Below are 14,234 nucleotides of genomic sequence, written 5' to 3'. Positions count from 1 at the left end.
AAGTCAATCTCCCTTCTACAATAACGTATCACCGATATAGCCGCCTTCACGTACACCCGGGAAACAAGCAAATACGGCACTACCATTATGGACGATATATTCATTTAAGGCGTCATTTTGCCCAAGCTTCTGCTGCATCGGTATAAACTGTTTTCGTGTATCGCGGTTATAACAAATAAATAAGAGCCCCGCATCAAATTGTCCCGTACGGTTATCCATACCACTTGAATACGAATATGATCTTCGCAAAATTTTAATCGAGCCGTCTCCCCTCGCTAATGCAACATGGGAATGAACAGGAATAAGCGGCTTGCCGTTGTCATCCTTCTTGTTCAGATCAACCGGATCTAACTCGTTCTTTGATCCAATTGGTGCGCCGCTTCCGCGATGCCGGCCAAACGTCGCTTCCTGATCTCCAAGTGTGGATCGGTCCCATACTTCAACACGAATACGAATACGGCGGACAACCATATAACTCCCGCCTGCCATCCATGATGCTCCGTCTCCATTTTGCGCCCAGATAACGTCATTCATCAGTGATTCATCTTTCACATCCGGATTACCCGTACCATCTTTAAAGCCCATTAGATTACGTGGAGTGGAACCCGCTGGATCCGATCCACTCGTACGTTGAAAGCCTTCCTGTGTCCAGCGCAATACAGCCTTTCCTCTTGCGATACGGGCAAGATTACGAATCGCGTGGAAGGCAATCTGCATATCATTTGCGTTCACCTGTACACCAATATCGCCGCCACACCATTCCTCACGAAGCTCATCGCCGCCAAATGCCGGTAAATCAACTAGAGCCGCAGGCCGTTTAGCTGCCAGACCAAATCTCGAATCAAAGAAAGTTGGCCCCACACCAAACGTTATCGTTGTTCTAGACGGATTAAGTCCAGCCGCTTCTCCTGTATCGGAGGGTGGTAAATTCAAGTTCTCATTATTCTCGCCAATCAGGATTCCCTTCGCCATTGCAGCAGAAGCCACCGTCCATGCCTTAAATAGCTTCCGTACGTCATCGACTGAATCTGTAGTCAGATCAAAGGCAGCGAACATAAGAAAATCCTGTGCTGGTGTCGTGATACCCGATTGATGCTTGCCGTAAAAACCAATTCTATCCTCTTGGTCACTTTGTTTAGCTGCACCTAGGGCAGTCTTGCCTGTCGCGCCAAGAATCGCTCCAACGCCTGAAGCGCCAAGTAATAGCCCGGCGCCGCCAACACCAGCCAGCCGCAGAATATCTCTGCGGCTAATTGGTTTCTCCAGAATGCTGTCTCCTGCATTCCCCTTATTCTTCTCTTTTGTCATATCCTAAGCCCCCAGGATTGTTCCCATTTGGGACAATGGTTCAGCCAAGGCATCAAGCAGCTGGCTGAGCTTCTTCGTATCTTCCTCTTTCAGATCGAGGTAAGAAACGTAACCGTCACCACTCTTGTAAGCAGCAAGCGCTTGTTCCAGATTAGCGAAGCTTGTTCCGATTTGTCCTTCCAGCTCAGCATCTTGTTTATTCAATTCTGCTTGTAGCAGCTCATAGATTTTTTTTGCACCTTCCACGTTTGCCGCGAAATCATATAGGTCCGTATGCGAGTAACGCTCTTCTTCACCGGTTACCTTCGAGGAGGATACTTCATTTAGCAGTTCCACCGCGCCAGTCACGAGAAGGCTTGGCTCTACCTCTACCGTTTCAATTAGCGCACGAAGTGTCTTCGTATCATCTAGTAGCTGGGAAGCATAATCTTCCGCACCTGATGTCGTGTTATTCACCCATAGCGCCTGCTCGATGCGATGGAATCCGCGCCAGTCTTTCTCTTCTACATCATTCTCGCGGGCATCGATGTTCGGGTCCAAATCACCTAGCGCTTCCGCAATAGGTTCAATTCTTTCATAGTACATACGTGTTGGGGCATACAGCGATTTTGCTGTTTCTACATCCCCTGTTTTAACAGCCTGAACAAATTTATCAGTCTCCGCTATAAGCTTATCCGTCTGATCCAAAGCGAAGTCGCGGTATTGACCCGTAATTTCATCCCAATTCTCTACTTTCGACGCCGACTGCTCCGTATTGGTCGACGCTTCTTTTGCATTATTCGCTTGATTATTGTTATTGGAGCCGCATCCTGCAACTACAACTGTGCTGGCCAGTAAAACGGCTGCTAATTTGATCCTCATGATTAGATAACCCCTCATCCAAATAATATGTAATTCGTTAATGAACTACCAATGAGTATATTCATAATGATAATCATTGTCAATTAGAATATTGTCTTGTTTACTGCTCTTTGATAGACAGGCTTCCGCCTAATCCTCCACATCCGCTCATGCATAGTGTATAGCAGACCTCCCAATATCCCACACTAATAGCTAAGAATGGTATTCAAAAAGGAGGCTTTACCCTGTGTCACAATCATCCAGTAACAAAAAAGCGGTATTCCCGCCACAGCACCAGAACAAGCAGCCGGGCATAGAAGCAGAGATGAATCCGCTTCCCGTCTATAAATCCGAACAATATAAATCAGCGAACAAGCTAGCGAATAAAGCAGCCATTATTACTGGCGGCGACAGTGGAATCGGCAGAGCAGTAGCCGTAGCTTTCGCCCTTGAGGGCTGTGACGTCAGCATTGTCTATTATAATGAGCATGAAGATGCCCAAGTTGTTCAGCAGGAGATTGAGAAAGCGGGAAGGCGATGCTTGCTCATCCATGGTGATCTTGGCGATGAGTCATTCTGCCGCCATGCCGTTGACCATACGGTGATGACCTTCGGCAAACTAGACATTGTGATTAACAACGCTGCCGAGCAGCATGTGCAGCAGCGTCTAGAGGATATTACCGCCATGCAGCTTGAGAAGACGTTCCGAACAAATGTATTTGGCATGTTCTATCTCACAAGAGCCGCCCTTCCCCATCTGAAGCAAGGCTCCTCTATTATCAACACAGCATCCATTACAGCATATAAAGGTAATCCGACCTTAATTGATTATTCTGCTACAAAAGGCGCCATTGTTTCCTTCACAAGAGCACTTGCTGCCAATCTTGTTGACCGCGGTATACGTGTAAATGGCGTAGCTCCCGGCCCGATCTGGACTCCGCTTATTCCCGCTAGCTTCGATGAGCAGACGGTATCCACCTTTGGTTCAGATACACCAATGAAACGCGCAGGTCAGCCATATGAGCTTGCCCCTGCTTATGTCTATTTGGCTGCTGAAGATTCCAGCTATGTAACCGGCCAATTCCTCCATATTAATGGCGGTGAAATCGTAAACGGGTAAAAAAATAAGCGCCTTGCGAAGTTTACGCAAGGCGCTTTCCTATTTCATCATCCATCCGATTGTTTAATAAGTTCTGTAGCCGCCCTTCATAGACAAGCTCCAGCTTTGGTGTATTCTCTAGATCGCCCGGCCTCACGAGAAAAGAAGATTTATTAACAAGATCAACACCGCTTTTCTCAAATACCGATGCCACAAATTCCGAGCAGAAATAAGCGTAATCTCTCTTAATCAACTGAATGTTAAACATTACTCCAATGACACCTATCAAATTGTAGCGATACTGGTCACTGTTTCGGTCCATATCGGCAATGACGCTGCGCATCTTCGCATAAGCGGCCGGTTGAATCCGACAACGATATAACGCGCACGTAGCCTGCTCGAATAGCTCCCCTCGCATATTCTCCCTCACAAAGCCTGCGAAAAAGGGATTCTGAGGATTTTTGCGGCCAAAGCTATACACCTCATTCAAACCACTATCAAACGCAATAGATGCATGATTAAGCGCATCCTTCGTAAACCACTTAATCGTTCTCGTAAACAACGTTCCGGTATCCGTTAGGACAACGTAAACCTCCAACTCACTTGTCATGCCTAATAACCTCCACATTAAAGAAGTAACGCTACTATATCTAACTTTAATGCAGGAGCCATGGCTTCATAACCTTCTGAGGTACAGTCCTTATCCACGACCTTGGTCCTGTTCTAACTAATCTCTCCCTTTTATTTTAATGGAATTAACAGGATCTCTCAACCATAACTTAACAATTCCGCAGATAAGTGTAAATTAAAGTGTCATAGTCCTTACGAATGATCCATAGTGAGTATATGGCACTATTCGGATTTCTAGTATTATCCTTAATTATGCTATAATAAGCCACATTACAGCTAGATTATGAAGGAGATTACTATAAAAATGGAACTCAAGAGAACCTCAGGAAAGCCTATTAAGAAGAGCAGAGTCTTTTGGACTAGACTGCTTGCAATTATTATCGTGCTTGGTGTTATTGGATTCGCGGGCTATAAGATTGGGTTTCATTATTTGTCCAATAAAATGATGAATGAAATGGCTGATCAAATTTTGACTACCGATGAGGTGGAAGCTTTCAAAAAAGATCCTGCTGTTCAGAAGCTCATCGCGGACAACTCTAAATATTTTGATAAAAAAGCAGTCGAAGCTATTCAAGGCTCTACTCCTGCAGCTGCCAATGACAGCGATAAAAACACCGAACAGTCTGGTAAATCAGACTCATCTTCTACAGGCCAATCAACTGGAACAAAAGAAGAAACGAAACCAGCGGACAAGCCTTCAAACAATGATCAGCTTGTCGTCAAGACTAAGGATGAGGCCGCTGACTTACTGCTAAGCAAGTTTTCAATGAAAGAACTAACAGGATTAGCGGATAAGGCGAAGGATGGCTTAACACCGGAGGAGAAGCAGTCGATCAAAGAAACACTACTTAATCGGCTGTCAACGGAGGAGTTCAACTCCGTTAAGATTATCGCTTTGATGGAGATTATGAAGAGTGAGGAATAATTAACTAACAAATGGGGAACATTCAGATGAATTATTATGAACCATATGTATCCGAGCTTCATATCGTCTTCTCCGAAACCAGGCAGCGAATAGCGAACTTCCCTGAGCCGTTTAGACAGTCAGGATTAACTTATTTGGATAAATTCGATGTATTTAAACCGGACAGTTCGAAAAACTATATCTGTTATTTGCTGCCTTATTGGGTAAATGAGACAGCCTCCATTCCAATAGAACAATGCCGTAGTCTAGCCATCGCTAATGTATTCAACATGCTCTATTATTTTCTGCAGGATGATGTAATGGATGAAGCCCCCTCGGCTTGGAAGGAGCAGCTTGCTCTCGCTCACTTATGCCAAGCTGAACTAGACGCGATCCTTCGGGAGCTATTTGCAGCTGACTCGCCTTTTTGGAGCTATCGTCACAAATATGTGAATGAATGGGCACAAGCTGTCGTTAATGAAGATAAGCATGACTACTTTATGACAGATATTGTGAAAATAGCAAAGAAAGCTTCTCCTCTTAAATTAGCAAGCACAGGTGTACTTCTGCTGGCTGAGCAATCAGAACTTATTGAGCAGGTAGAGAAGCTTGTGGATTATAGTCTCGTTCTTCTCCAGATGGCTGATGATTTGAGCGATTGGGAGGATGACTTGAAAGAGGGGAATTACAACTGTCTGTTGTCGATGATTCAGTTCAAGAAGGCATCAGCACACCCGCTTCAAGTGCTGGAAGTTAAAGCTTACATCTATGATCGCGGCCTTCTATTGCCTTATTGCAATCGCAGTAAGGAAGTCCTGGACCATCTATTTAATAGCCTGCTTCTCATAAATCCGCTCCTATCTTTCAGCCAATTGATATACGCAGGCATTGCCTCCTATGCCGAACAGGTGGAACAAAAAAAGAAGTCTTTATTACTAGGCGGATTTGATTATATTTTGTCGAATAATCAGAAAAATTAGTATAAATTAACCAATAATTATGCTATAATTCTAGTGCTCAAGTGGTATTATCATAGCATAGTTGGAGGGGTTATTTTGTCGAATCAAATTACTCGGGATCAAATTATTCAAAAAGCTTGGGAAGACGATGCATTCATGCAACAGTTACTTCAAGATCCTAAATCAGCTATTAAAGACGCTTTTGGCGTAGATATCCCAGAGAATATTGAGGTTACTGCCGTTGAAGAAACACCAGAGCATGCCTACCTGGTTATTCCGCCAAAACCTTCCGCAATGAGAACCGCTTCAGCAGTAGAATTCCCTTCTTGGTAATTGAAGCATATGAAAAAACCCACTCCATCCTGGAGTGGGTTTTTATTTAAGCTGCAGGGAATGTAACAACAACTTCTGTCCCTACCCCTTTGCTGCTCTTGAACTCAATTTCTCCTTGCATTACTTCAATTATGCTGAAAGTAACCATGAGTCCAAGGCCTGTTCCTTTTGTCTTATTGGAATAATAGGGCTCTCCTAATTTGGCGAGTTCGTTCTCCGTCATACCCTCTCCATTATCTTTTATGCAAATGATAACCCGGTTCTCATCCATATAGCCGTTGATTTCTATTTCCCCGTCACCATTTAATGCTTCGATGCTGTTCTTGATCATATTAATGAATGCTTGTTTAAATTTCGAAGAATTACCTTGAATCTGTAAATTCTCGGGAACGTTCAGTTTAAGCTGACCTCCCTGTAAATTTGCTAAGGGAATAAGGATAGTTCCTATATGCTTAAACTCATTTGCAATATTTAATACTGTCACATGCTCAAGCTGTGGTTTGGCAAAGGTGAGGAAGTCGGTAATAATCTCCGATGCCCGGTCAAGCTCGTTAATGGCCAACAACATATAATTTTTCTCTTTGTTGCTGTTGCTTTTTTCTTCCAGAAGCTGCAAAAATCCACGTGTAACCTGCAATGGATTTCGCACCTCATGTGCAACTGAAGCAGCGAGCTGACTGATTATGTCCATTTTCTCTGAGCGCTGAAGCTCATTATTATAGATTTCAAGCTGCCTTGAATAGGTTACAACTTTTTCGAAACTGATAACAATCTGTCTGCCCAGCATAACCACTAAGGAGAATACAAAGCACACAATTCCCCATTTCCAATAGACGAACTCATAATTTTTCGACTGGGAATAATATTGTATGATGTCTGCCACCGTAAACAAGATAAAGAAACCAAGGCCAGCAGAAAGAATAAAGGCTTCCTTCTGCTTTTTAAAACTGTAAACGACTAAAATTCCAATTAGAATCAGGCTGCCTCCGACAACACCAAGAGCAAACATGACCGTCGATATGGAGTAGTATAAAGAGTAAAAAGCATTGTCCGTAAGAATGTTTAAAAATAAACCAATAGACGACAGGAGTACCGAGTACAAGGCATAATATTTAAAAATACGGATCAATGAATATTTGCCTCTGCCAAAGAGTGTCTCCATAAAGAAGAATAAAGCAGGCAAAAATAGATTTGATGACAGATCAAAGCCAGTCGCATAGATTAAACCATACTTATCATTCACCGTATACAAAAACGGGGAGTAGAAAATTAACATAAATCCAATAGATAAGATAATTAAGCTAAGTGACTTCCAACCTGCTACCTGGACTTTCTTCAGGAAGATCATACAAATAAACATTAGGGCAGCTATGAAAATAAAAGCTGCTCCAAGAATGATATTATCAAGTTCTTTTAATAGCATCGTACGGTAGAGTTTCTCGTAGTCACCAAGAACAAGACCAGTAACCCCAATATTACCTGTTTCATTATAAAGATAAACATAAAGGGTTTTATCAGTGGAATGCTCCACCGGAATAACAAATCGATTCACATCGTAGGAATGGTCTCTTGTCGTTTCATAAATACCCTTGCCATCAACATAGACAATGACATTTTGTGCATACGCTTTATCAACAAGTAGTCCTGCATGCGATTCCGTAATAGCAGGCAGCTCGATCTTGAGCCATAACGAGGTTGTCCCTTTCGGCAACACAGGTGCTGCTTCATTTCCCTTGACTGTAATCCAGCCCTCAGCCGGCGGTGTCTTTCCTTCATCATCCGTCCCAGGACTGATCTGCCATTCTGTGATTTGAACTTCTGGAGTTGCCTCTCCAGTATTCGCATAGGTGACTGTTGGACGCAATGAAGTGATTACTGCTAGGAATATAAGAACGAACATTGCATACTTCATAACTGCCTTCATTTCTTTACACCTCAGAATTTGGAAAATAGTTCTTAATGCTCACTAGTTCGACATATTTCGATCAAATCCTTCATTTCAATTCATTGGAAATTAAATTTCTTACATAAAAAAAGAGCGGGATCTCCGCTCTTCTGTTTCACCTTATATTACCGCTCTTCTTGCCGGTACCGATATCGCTCTGACTTTACTATCAATAATTTCAAGCGCATTCAATTGTAAGCCGCTCGCGCATCCACCATCGATGCCAATCTTGCCCTTGCCATACCAGACATCTGCTCGTCCATGCAAATCAACCGTCTTCGTATGGCCGAATACAACGACTTTATCAACCATTGTATCTTCCTTATGAAAGGAATCCTTAATATATAGAAAATCCCTCTTCGGCTGGTCCTTCCAATTCGGATATTTCGGATTAAGACCTGCATGTACATAAATATATTGTTCATCTTCGAAGTAATAAGGAAGCTCCTCCAGAAAATCGGCATGATGCGGGTAAAGCTCCAGAACCGTCTCTCTAAGCCTGGCCAGCAGATCCTCTTCGCTGCCTGTCATATCGAGTCCTCTCAAATAGCTGTATACGGTTTGGCGACCACCATGACGAAAGAACTTGTCCCTCGCATCTTTGGTTTTGTTACGGACAATGTCTACGAAACGTTCATCATGATTGCCTTGGATTGCGATTGCCCCGTCATCTCTGACCATATGGAATGCCTGCTCAACCACCTGCTTACTATCCGGCCCTTTACTGACGAAATCTCCTAACAAAATCAGCTGATCACTTACAGGTTCGTAATTTACCCGTTCCAACAGCCTGTTAAAAGCATCATAGCAGCCATGAATATCACTTATAACAAGCGTTCTTTCCTTCCCCATGACATCCCATCCTTCCCCTATACGTATTTGAATTCTACAGCTATAGGGAAAAACCTTCCTCACGAAAAAAACCGCAGGTCTAATGGCCTGCGGCTCTTCTGCTATCAACTTGTCCGGCGCTTTAACAAGCTGAATCTTACCTTGTGTTTGAGCAAAATATGTTCCTTTATACGAGTTCTTGTCTTTTTTTGAAATGGACAGGTTTTTTTGTGTGACGATTGGCATAAGCTGACGCAGCATACGAATCCGGCTTCACTCTGGCCGCATACGTGCCCATTCCTTTCACCCGATCAATCATCTCGTCTACATAGAGGTATGTCTTATTAATTGTAGGCTCTGTACCTGCGTCGATATCGATAAACAGATCAAGTGATGCCCCTTGGTATACAAAAGGCAGCAGCAGCTCCTCCATCTGCTGAATAGCTCCTTCCACGAAGTAGTAGGCTACTTCCTGGGATAACGCCGTTTCCATCGTCAGCTTCTCTTTCAGCGAGGTCAGCTCACGCGGCACCACTACCTGCCGGTAGCAGGCCCATGCACCTTTTCCCATACGCCGAATAATAATGCCTGTTACGAACTTCGTATATCCGTTAAACCCTTGGCTGTCTGTTCCAATTACAAAATGATACGCCGCCCGTGGATCACTCGCCATAAATTTCAAAATGCGATCATACACCTCTTGAATGGTCAGCCTGCTCTCCGTCACGTTCTGGAACCTCAGCTCTTCCGGTAGAAGGAGCCGTTTATTCGATTGATTTTTTCTCATCATCGTCACCTGTACAATGTACATTTCAGCCCTTTCTTATCAGCAATCGCCTAAATTCCATCTCTCTATACCCATGAGTATGCAGAAGGAGTTGTATTTTATTATTAATGTTATATGTGAACAAGCACGAATGTGGCACGGTCAAGGCACAAGAAAAATAGCCCCTTCACCGCAATGTATGCAGCTCAGGGGCTATTTCCTATTGATTCTTATTTAAATTTCCGCCAATCCTGCTTGCTGTTCTCCAGCAAGTAACCCATATCACTCTCAAGCCGCTTCTGTTCCTTTTTACGGGCTTCCTCGGCCTGCGCTCTAACCTCTTGCTTACGTTGCTCCTCAGCCGCCTTCATCTCGTCAGATTGCTGTTTCAGCTTCTGCAGCACATCTGCGCCAAGCAAATCCTTCAGCGTAGTTCCTTGCTCCTGCTGTGGGCTGGAACTAGCTCGATGATTTTGAGCTGTATGTTTCTTTTTCGGCATTGCTGTCATCTCCTTGGAATCCATTCATTGCCGAACATTATAGCATGCTCAGCTTAGAATGCCCAGTTGCCTTTACGGAAGATTGGCACAACCGAGCCATCTGCTTTAATACCGTCGATATCCATCACAGCCGAACCGATCATAAAATCAACATGTGTGATGCTGGCATTAACGCCATTCTCGGCAAGCTCTTCCGGGGACATCTTTTTACCGCCCTCAATATTAAAAGCATAACCACTGCCAATCGCTAGATGGTTTGATGCATTCTCATCAAACAAGGTTTGATAGAACAAAATATTCGATTGCGAGATCGGGGATTCATGAGGCACAAGAGCCACCTCACCTAGGTAATGTGAGCCTTCGTCTGTATCAACCAGCTTCTGAAGAATCTCCTGCCCTTGCTCCGCCTCAACCTTAACGATACGCCCTGCTTCGAATGTAATCTTAAAGTTGTCGATAATATTACCACCATAGCTAAGTGGCTTCGTACTGGATACATGACCGTTTACGCCGGTCTTCAGAGGCACTGTGAATACTTCCTCAGTCGGCATGTTGGCCATAAAGGGGATATGGTTCTGGTTCTCACTGCCTGCTGCCACCCAAATATGTTTGTCTGCAAGCTCGATGGTAAGATCGGTGCCAGGGGCCGTATAATGCAGCTTCGTAAAATGATTTTCATTCAGCGCCTCTGCTTTAGAATGGAGTGTTGCGTTATGCTCCTCCCACGCTTTTACAGGTTCTGCTGCATTCAGACGAACCGCTTTAAAGATCGCTTCCCATAACAACTTGACTGATTCTTCTTCCGTAGCATTCGGGAACACTTTACCTGCCCATTCCTTACTTGCCGCAGCTACTACTGTCCAGCTTACTTTATCTGATTGAACAGCTCTGCGGAATTGCTGTAACCCTTGGCCTGCTGCCTTCTGGAAGTTGGCAATCCGCTCCGAATCAATTCCACTTAGCAGATCAGGGTTCGAAGAGACAATGGAGATAAATACAGCGTTACGCTCTACAAAAGAATTCCGCTTCGCTGTTTCCCATTCTGGATAACGCGTAAACACGTCGTCCGCTGCTTTCTCATATTTCAGGCGGGACAAACTGTCATCTGTCCAATCCACATGTACATTGCTTGCTCCAGCCAAATAGGCCTGCTCGGCAACGAGTCGAACGAGATCTGCCTGATCAACAGCTCCTGTGATAAATACCTCTTGATCCTGCTGTACATTTACGCCTACTCTTACGATTAGTTCAGCATACTTCATCAGATTGCTTTTGAATGTTTCATTAGTCATGGCTCATTCCACACCTTTCTGGATATGTATAATCTTATTGTTTACTTACCGCCCCAGGCCTATGAATAATGGAACTTCACTGGGGTCAGGAATGGAAAATGTAGGTTTTTCGTTTTTCCATCCCTCTTTTTATGTTATTATATAGGAATGTACTCTTGCATAAAAGATTTTCGCATGAAGGAGCTATTATGTCTAAACTAGGTAGAAATGATCAATGTCATTGCGGCAGCGGCTTGAAATATAAAAAATGCTGCATGTCCAAGGACGAACAATCGGCTAGAACAAGTAAAGCCTCCAATGCTATTCGTCATTTTACAGAAGCTGAGCTGGTGCATTTGGTTGACCACGAATCCACGTGGGCTAATCCACAATACGCAGAACTGGCACATGAAGTAATTGCTTCCATGAAACAGGATTACAAGCCTAACCATATCGCGATGGCCGTTATGATCTGGCATGATTTCACCAATATGACGAAACCAACGTATCGCAAATCAGGCGCATTTTGTGCCGCGTTGGAATATATGGTATGTGAGGTTACCGAATCCGGCAAATCTAAGAACGAGCTTGCCGACAAATACGAAGTATCTGCTTCAACCATCACGAAGCGTTACCAAGAACTATCTGCATTCCTTATGCAGCAGTTGGAACAAAGCAACGAGCAAGTCGCACAATAATGGGACAGGCTGTTCTGGAGTTTAGTCCGGAACAGCCTGTTTTTTATCCAATTATTTCTGATCAGCCGGGAAAACAAGTCCGATTTGTCTACGTGCCTCGTCCATAATCTCCATAACCGTAAGAGAGTTTGCAAAAGAGTTAATTGGCGATTCAAGCTCGCCACGTTCAACTAACTCAGCAAACGATTGAATTTCATAGACCATCGAATTGCTCACCTGATCTCTGCTAACATTCTCTTCTTCACGACCATCGCGATATTGAATACGAACGCTCGAAGGCTGGCTGATTCGCTCGATAATCATATTGCCTTCTTCACCTTGGATTTCTGTCGGCATATTCGAGTTCGAGATCTTCGAGTGGAGCAGCACTGCTTCCATATGCCCATAATTCAAGATAAGACTGCCTTTACCGTCAACACCTGACTCCAGCATCACCGCGCTTGCTTTCACACTTTCCGGTTTGCCAAACAATACAACCAGCGGATAAATGCAATACGTTCCAATGTCCATCAGTGAGCCATTTGAGAGCTCTGGCAGGAATGCATTTAATACTTCTCCTGCTTTATATTTATCATAACGTGACGAATACTGACAGAAAGATGCGAAGAATGTACGCACTGTCCCGATTTTATGCAGATTCTCACGTACCGCGTCAAAATTAGGAACAAGTGTCGATTTCATCGCTTCCATGAGCAGCACATTATTCGCTTTCGCCGCTTCGATCATGGCTTGTACTTCAGCAGCATTCGAAGCAATCGGCTTCTCACATAATACATGTTTGCCATGGTTCATAAACGTAATCGCATGCTGCGCATGCATCGAGTTAGGACTAGCTATGTAAATCGCATCGATTAAATCACTTTGCGCCATCGCTTCCAGATCGGTAAAGGTATGTGGAATATCCTGAGCAGCTGCATATTCCTTAGCACGTTCCTCCGAACGAGAATATAATGCCGCTACCTTAACCTTATCGACCTGACGAGCAGCATCCATAAAAGTTTCCGTGATAAAGTTTGAGCCAATAATACCAATACGCAGCATTATGGTTTCACCTCTTCTTTCGTTAATAAAATCCCATTTTGCCAATAAACTAAAAAAAAGCCTGCCAAACGTATCAAGTACGTCTGCTGACTTCTAATGAATTGAAATGGTCGGGATGACACGATTTGAACATGCGACCCCCTGGTCCCAAACCAGGTGCTCTACCAAGCTGAGCTACATCCCGTTATTCAATTAAGAAAAAATGGCGCGGCCTAAGAGATTCGAACTCCTGGCCTTTTGATTCGTAGTCAAACGCTCTATCCAGCTGAGCTAAGGCCGCAAAAAAATATGGAGCGGAAGACGGGAATCGAACCCGCGACCCTCGCCTTGGCAAGGCGATGCTCTACCGCTGAGCCACTTCCGCATATGGTGCGGTCGAGAGGACTCGAACCTCCACGGCTGTTACACCACTAGAACCTGAATCTAGCGCGTCTGCCAATTCCGCCACGACCGCATGCATATTAAAGTTGTAAAAATGGTGCCGGCGATAGGAGTCGAACCCACGACCTACTGATTACAAGTCAGTTGCTCTACCAACTGAGCTACACCGGCATAATATTTGGTAAAAATGGCGGAGCTGACGGGATTCGAACCCGCGGTCTCCTGCGTGACAGGCAGGCATGTTAGGCCTCTACACCACAGCTCCATGCTGTTTCCGGATCTTGTCCGAAGAAATTGGTTGCGAAGACAGGATTTGAACCTGTGACCTTCGGGTTATGAGCCCGACGAGCTACCGGACTGCTCCACCTCGCGGCATTCTAAATCTTCTATGGTGGAGGCTGAGGGGATCGAACCCCCGACCCTCTGCTTGTAAGGCAGATGCTCTCCCAGCTGAGCTAAGCCTCCATATAAGTGGAAATTGGTGACCCGTAGGGGATTCGAACCCCTGTTACCTCCGTGAAAGGGAGGTGTCTTAACCCCTTGACCAACGGGCCTAGCTATCAAGATTTGAACCTTGAAAACTGGATGCGAAAGTGAAACTTCTTAAGCGATGTTTATGATTCATTCATAAACGTTTTAGGATAAGCCCTCGACCGATTAGTATTCGTCAGCTCCACACATTGCTGTGCTTCCACCCCGAACCTATCAACCTCGTCGTCTTCAAGGGG

Annotated in this window: 14 protein-coding genes, 9 tRNA genes and 1 rRNA gene; 5 read left to right on the top strand and 19 right to left on the bottom strand. The window is 44.4% G+C overall.

The window, feature by feature from the left end; genetic code table 11:
* Positions 1 to 15 precede the first annotated feature (15 nt).
* Positions 16 to 1,308 carry an iron uptake transporter deferrochelatase/peroxidase subunit gene (gene efeB / locus FHS17_RS28085; protein WP_167282430.1) on the bottom strand — a complete coding sequence of 431 codons (1,293 nt, stop codon included), beginning with the start codon at positions 1,306 to 1,308 and terminating at the stop codon, positions 16 to 18.
* Positions 1,309 to 1,311: 3 nt separating this feature from the next.
* Positions 1,312 to 2,169, bottom strand: coding sequence for an iron uptake system protein EfeO (efeO, locus tag FHS17_RS28080; RefSeq protein WP_167282428.1), 858 nt, complete (start codon positions 2,167 to 2,169; stop codon positions 1,312 to 1,314).
* Between the two features lie 226 nt (positions 2,170 to 2,395).
* Here efeO and FHS17_RS28075 point away from each other — a divergent pair, with 226 nt between their 5' ends.
* Positions 2,396 to 3,268, top strand: coding sequence for an SDR family oxidoreductase (locus FHS17_RS28075; RefSeq protein ID WP_167282424.1), 873 nt, complete (start codon positions 2,396 to 2,398; stop codon positions 3,266 to 3,268).
* A 22-nt stretch (positions 3,269 to 3,290) separates the two neighbouring features.
* Here FHS17_RS28075 and FHS17_RS28070 read toward each other — a convergent pair whose 3' ends face one another.
* Positions 3,291 to 3,857: a hypothetical protein gene (locus FHS17_RS28070; protein WP_167282422.1), complete on the bottom strand. Its 567-nt coding sequence runs from the start codon at positions 3,855 to 3,857 to the stop codon at positions 3,291 to 3,293.
* A gap of 324 nt (positions 3,858 to 4,181) precedes the next feature.
* Between FHS17_RS28070 and FHS17_RS28065 the strand changes: the two genes are divergently transcribed.
* From FHS17_RS28065 to FHS17_RS28055, 3 genes are all read left to right on the top strand, one after another.
* A complete protein-coding gene (locus FHS17_RS28065; protein WP_167282418.1) occupies positions 4,182 to 4,802 on the top strand; it encodes a hypothetical protein in 621 nt (206 codons plus the stop codon).
* Between the two features lie 26 nt (positions 4,803 to 4,828).
* Positions 4,829 to 5,761 (top strand): class 1 isoprenoid biosynthesis enzyme, encoded by a 933-nt coding sequence (locus FHS17_RS28060; RefSeq protein WP_167282416.1) that lies wholly within the window; start codon positions 4,829 to 4,831, stop codon positions 5,759 to 5,761.
* Positions 5,762 to 5,836: 75 nt separating this feature from the next.
* Positions 5,837 to 6,073 carry an NHLP leader peptide family RiPP precursor gene (locus FHS17_RS28055; protein WP_208420608.1) on the top strand — a complete coding sequence of 79 codons (237 nt, stop codon included), beginning with the start codon at positions 5,837 to 5,839 and terminating at the stop codon, positions 6,071 to 6,073.
* A 46-nt stretch (positions 6,074 to 6,119) separates the two neighbouring features.
* On the opposite strand, the gene FHS17_RS28050 is transcribed toward FHS17_RS28055, so the two are convergent.
* From FHS17_RS28050 to FHS17_RS28030, 5 genes are all read right to left on the bottom strand, one after another.
* The gene (locus FHS17_RS28050) at positions 6,120 to 7,997 is read right to left on the bottom strand and encodes a sensor histidine kinase (protein ID WP_167282414.1); all 1,878 of its coding nucleotides are present in this window, start codon (positions 7,995 to 7,997) and stop codon (positions 6,120 to 6,122) included.
* Between the two features lie 141 nt (positions 7,998 to 8,138).
* Positions 8,139 to 8,870 (bottom strand): metallophosphoesterase, encoded by a 732-nt coding sequence (locus tag FHS17_RS28045; RefSeq protein ID WP_167282411.1) that lies wholly within the window; start codon positions 8,868 to 8,870, stop codon positions 8,139 to 8,141.
* 166 nt (positions 8,871 to 9,036) lie between these two features.
* Complete coding sequence (locus FHS17_RS28040) at positions 9,037 to 9,660, bottom strand: ribonuclease H-like YkuK family protein (RefSeq protein WP_243865582.1); 624 nt, start codon at positions 9,658 to 9,660, stop codon at positions 9,037 to 9,039.
* A gap of 185 nt (positions 9,661 to 9,845) precedes the next feature.
* Positions 9,846 to 10,115, bottom strand: coding sequence for a YqkE family protein (locus FHS17_RS28035; RefSeq protein WP_167282409.1), 270 nt, complete (start codon positions 10,113 to 10,115; stop codon positions 9,846 to 9,848).
* 53 nt (positions 10,116 to 10,168) lie between these two features.
* Positions 10,169 to 11,407, bottom strand: coding sequence for an aminopeptidase (locus tag FHS17_RS28030; RefSeq protein WP_167282406.1), 1,239 nt, complete (start codon positions 11,405 to 11,407; stop codon positions 10,169 to 10,171).
* A 188-nt stretch (positions 11,408 to 11,595) separates the two neighbouring features.
* Between FHS17_RS28030 and FHS17_RS30760 the strand changes: the two genes are divergently transcribed.
* Complete coding sequence (locus tag FHS17_RS30760; protein WP_243865581.1) at positions 11,596 to 12,084, top strand: YecA family protein; 489 nt, start codon at positions 11,596 to 11,598, stop codon at positions 12,082 to 12,084.
* Between the two features lie 51 nt (positions 12,085 to 12,135).
* Here FHS17_RS30760 and FHS17_RS28020 read toward each other — a convergent pair whose 3' ends face one another.
* The 11 genes from FHS17_RS28020 to FHS17_RS27970 form a co-directional block, all read right to left on the bottom strand.
* The gene (locus FHS17_RS28020) at positions 12,136 to 13,125 is read right to left on the bottom strand and encodes a Gfo/Idh/MocA family protein (RefSeq protein WP_167282391.1); all 990 of its coding nucleotides are present in this window, start codon (positions 13,123 to 13,125) and stop codon (positions 12,136 to 12,138) included.
* 107 nt (positions 13,126 to 13,232) lie between these two features.
* Positions 13,233 to 13,309 (bottom strand) — tRNA-Pro (locus FHS17_RS28015).
* Between the two features lie 19 nt (positions 13,310 to 13,328).
* Positions 13,329 to 13,405: transfer RNA gene (locus FHS17_RS28010), tRNA-Arg, on the bottom strand.
* A gap of 9 nt (positions 13,406 to 13,414) precedes the next feature.
* Positions 13,415 to 13,489, bottom strand: a tRNA-Gly gene (locus FHS17_RS28005).
* 3 nt (positions 13,490 to 13,492) lie between these two features.
* Positions 13,493 to 13,579: transfer RNA gene (locus tag FHS17_RS28000), tRNA-Leu, on the bottom strand.
* 22 nt (positions 13,580 to 13,601) lie between these two features.
* Positions 13,602 to 13,677: transfer RNA gene (locus tag FHS17_RS27995), tRNA-Thr, on the bottom strand.
* A gap of 17 nt (positions 13,678 to 13,694) precedes the next feature.
* A tRNA-Asp gene (locus tag FHS17_RS27990) sits at positions 13,695 to 13,771 on the bottom strand.
* Positions 13,772 to 13,801: 30 nt separating this feature from the next.
* Positions 13,802 to 13,878, bottom strand: a tRNA-Met gene (locus FHS17_RS27985).
* A 17-nt stretch (positions 13,879 to 13,895) separates the two neighbouring features.
* A tRNA-Val gene (locus FHS17_RS27980) sits at positions 13,896 to 13,971 on the bottom strand.
* A 14-nt stretch (positions 13,972 to 13,985) separates the two neighbouring features.
* Positions 13,986 to 14,060, bottom strand: a tRNA-Glu gene (locus FHS17_RS27975).
* Positions 14,061 to 14,143: 83 nt separating this feature from the next.
* A 23S ribosomal RNA gene (locus FHS17_RS27970) occupies positions 14,144 to 14,234 on the bottom strand; the annotation flags it as partial.

Origin of the sequence: Paenibacillus lupini (assembly GCF_011761355.1) — a bacterium.
Taxonomy (GTDB): domain Bacteria; phylum Bacillota; class Bacilli; order Paenibacillales; family Paenibacillaceae; genus Pristimantibacillus; species Pristimantibacillus lupini.
Note: the sequence above shows the minus strand (reverse complement) of the source record. Positions and strands in the feature narration are given on the sequence as shown.

Bases quoted from the DNA above. Each gene is read 5' to 3' on its own strand.
- FHS17_RS28050 (WP_167282414.1), bottom strand. From the start codon at position 7,997: ATGAAGGCAGTTATGAAGTATGCAATGTTCGTTCTTATATTCCTAGCA.
- efeB (WP_167282430.1), bottom strand. From the start codon at position 1,308: ATGACAAAAGAGAAGAATAAGGGGAATGCAGGAGACAGCATTCTGGAG.
- FHS17_RS28020 (WP_167282391.1), bottom strand. From the start codon at position 13,125: ATGCTGCGTATTGGTATTATTGGCTCAAACTTTATCACGGAAACTTTT.
- FHS17_RS28035 (WP_167282409.1), bottom strand. From the start codon at position 10,115: ATGCCGAAAAAGAAACATACAGCTCAAAATCATCGAGCTAGTTCCAGC.
- efeO (WP_167282428.1), bottom strand. From the start codon at position 2,169: ATGAGGATCAAATTAGCAGCCGTTTTACTGGCCAGCACAGTTGTAGTT.
- FHS17_RS28070 (WP_167282422.1), bottom strand. From the start codon at position 3,857: ATGACAAGTGAGTTGGAGGTTTACGTTGTCCTAACGGATACCGGAACG.
- FHS17_RS28030 (WP_167282406.1), bottom strand. From the start codon at position 11,407: ATGACTAATGAAACATTCAAAAGCAATCTGATGAAGTATGCTGAACTA.
- FHS17_RS28045 (WP_167282411.1), bottom strand. From the start codon at position 8,870: ATGGGGAAGGAAAGAACGCTTGTTATAAGTGATATTCATGGCTGCTAT.
- FHS17_RS28065 (WP_167282418.1), top strand. From the start codon at position 4,182: ATGGAACTCAAGAGAACCTCAGGAAAGCCTATTAAGAAGAGCAGAGTC.
- FHS17_RS28040 (WP_243865582.1), bottom strand. From the start codon at position 9,660: ATGTACATTGTACAGGTGACGATGATGAGAAAAAATCAATCGAATAAA.
- FHS17_RS28060 (WP_167282416.1), top strand. From the start codon at position 4,829: ATGAATTATTATGAACCATATGTATCCGAGCTTCATATCGTCTTCTCC.
- FHS17_RS30760 (WP_243865581.1), top strand. From the start codon at position 11,596: ATGTCTAAACTAGGTAGAAATGATCAATGTCATTGCGGCAGCGGCTTG.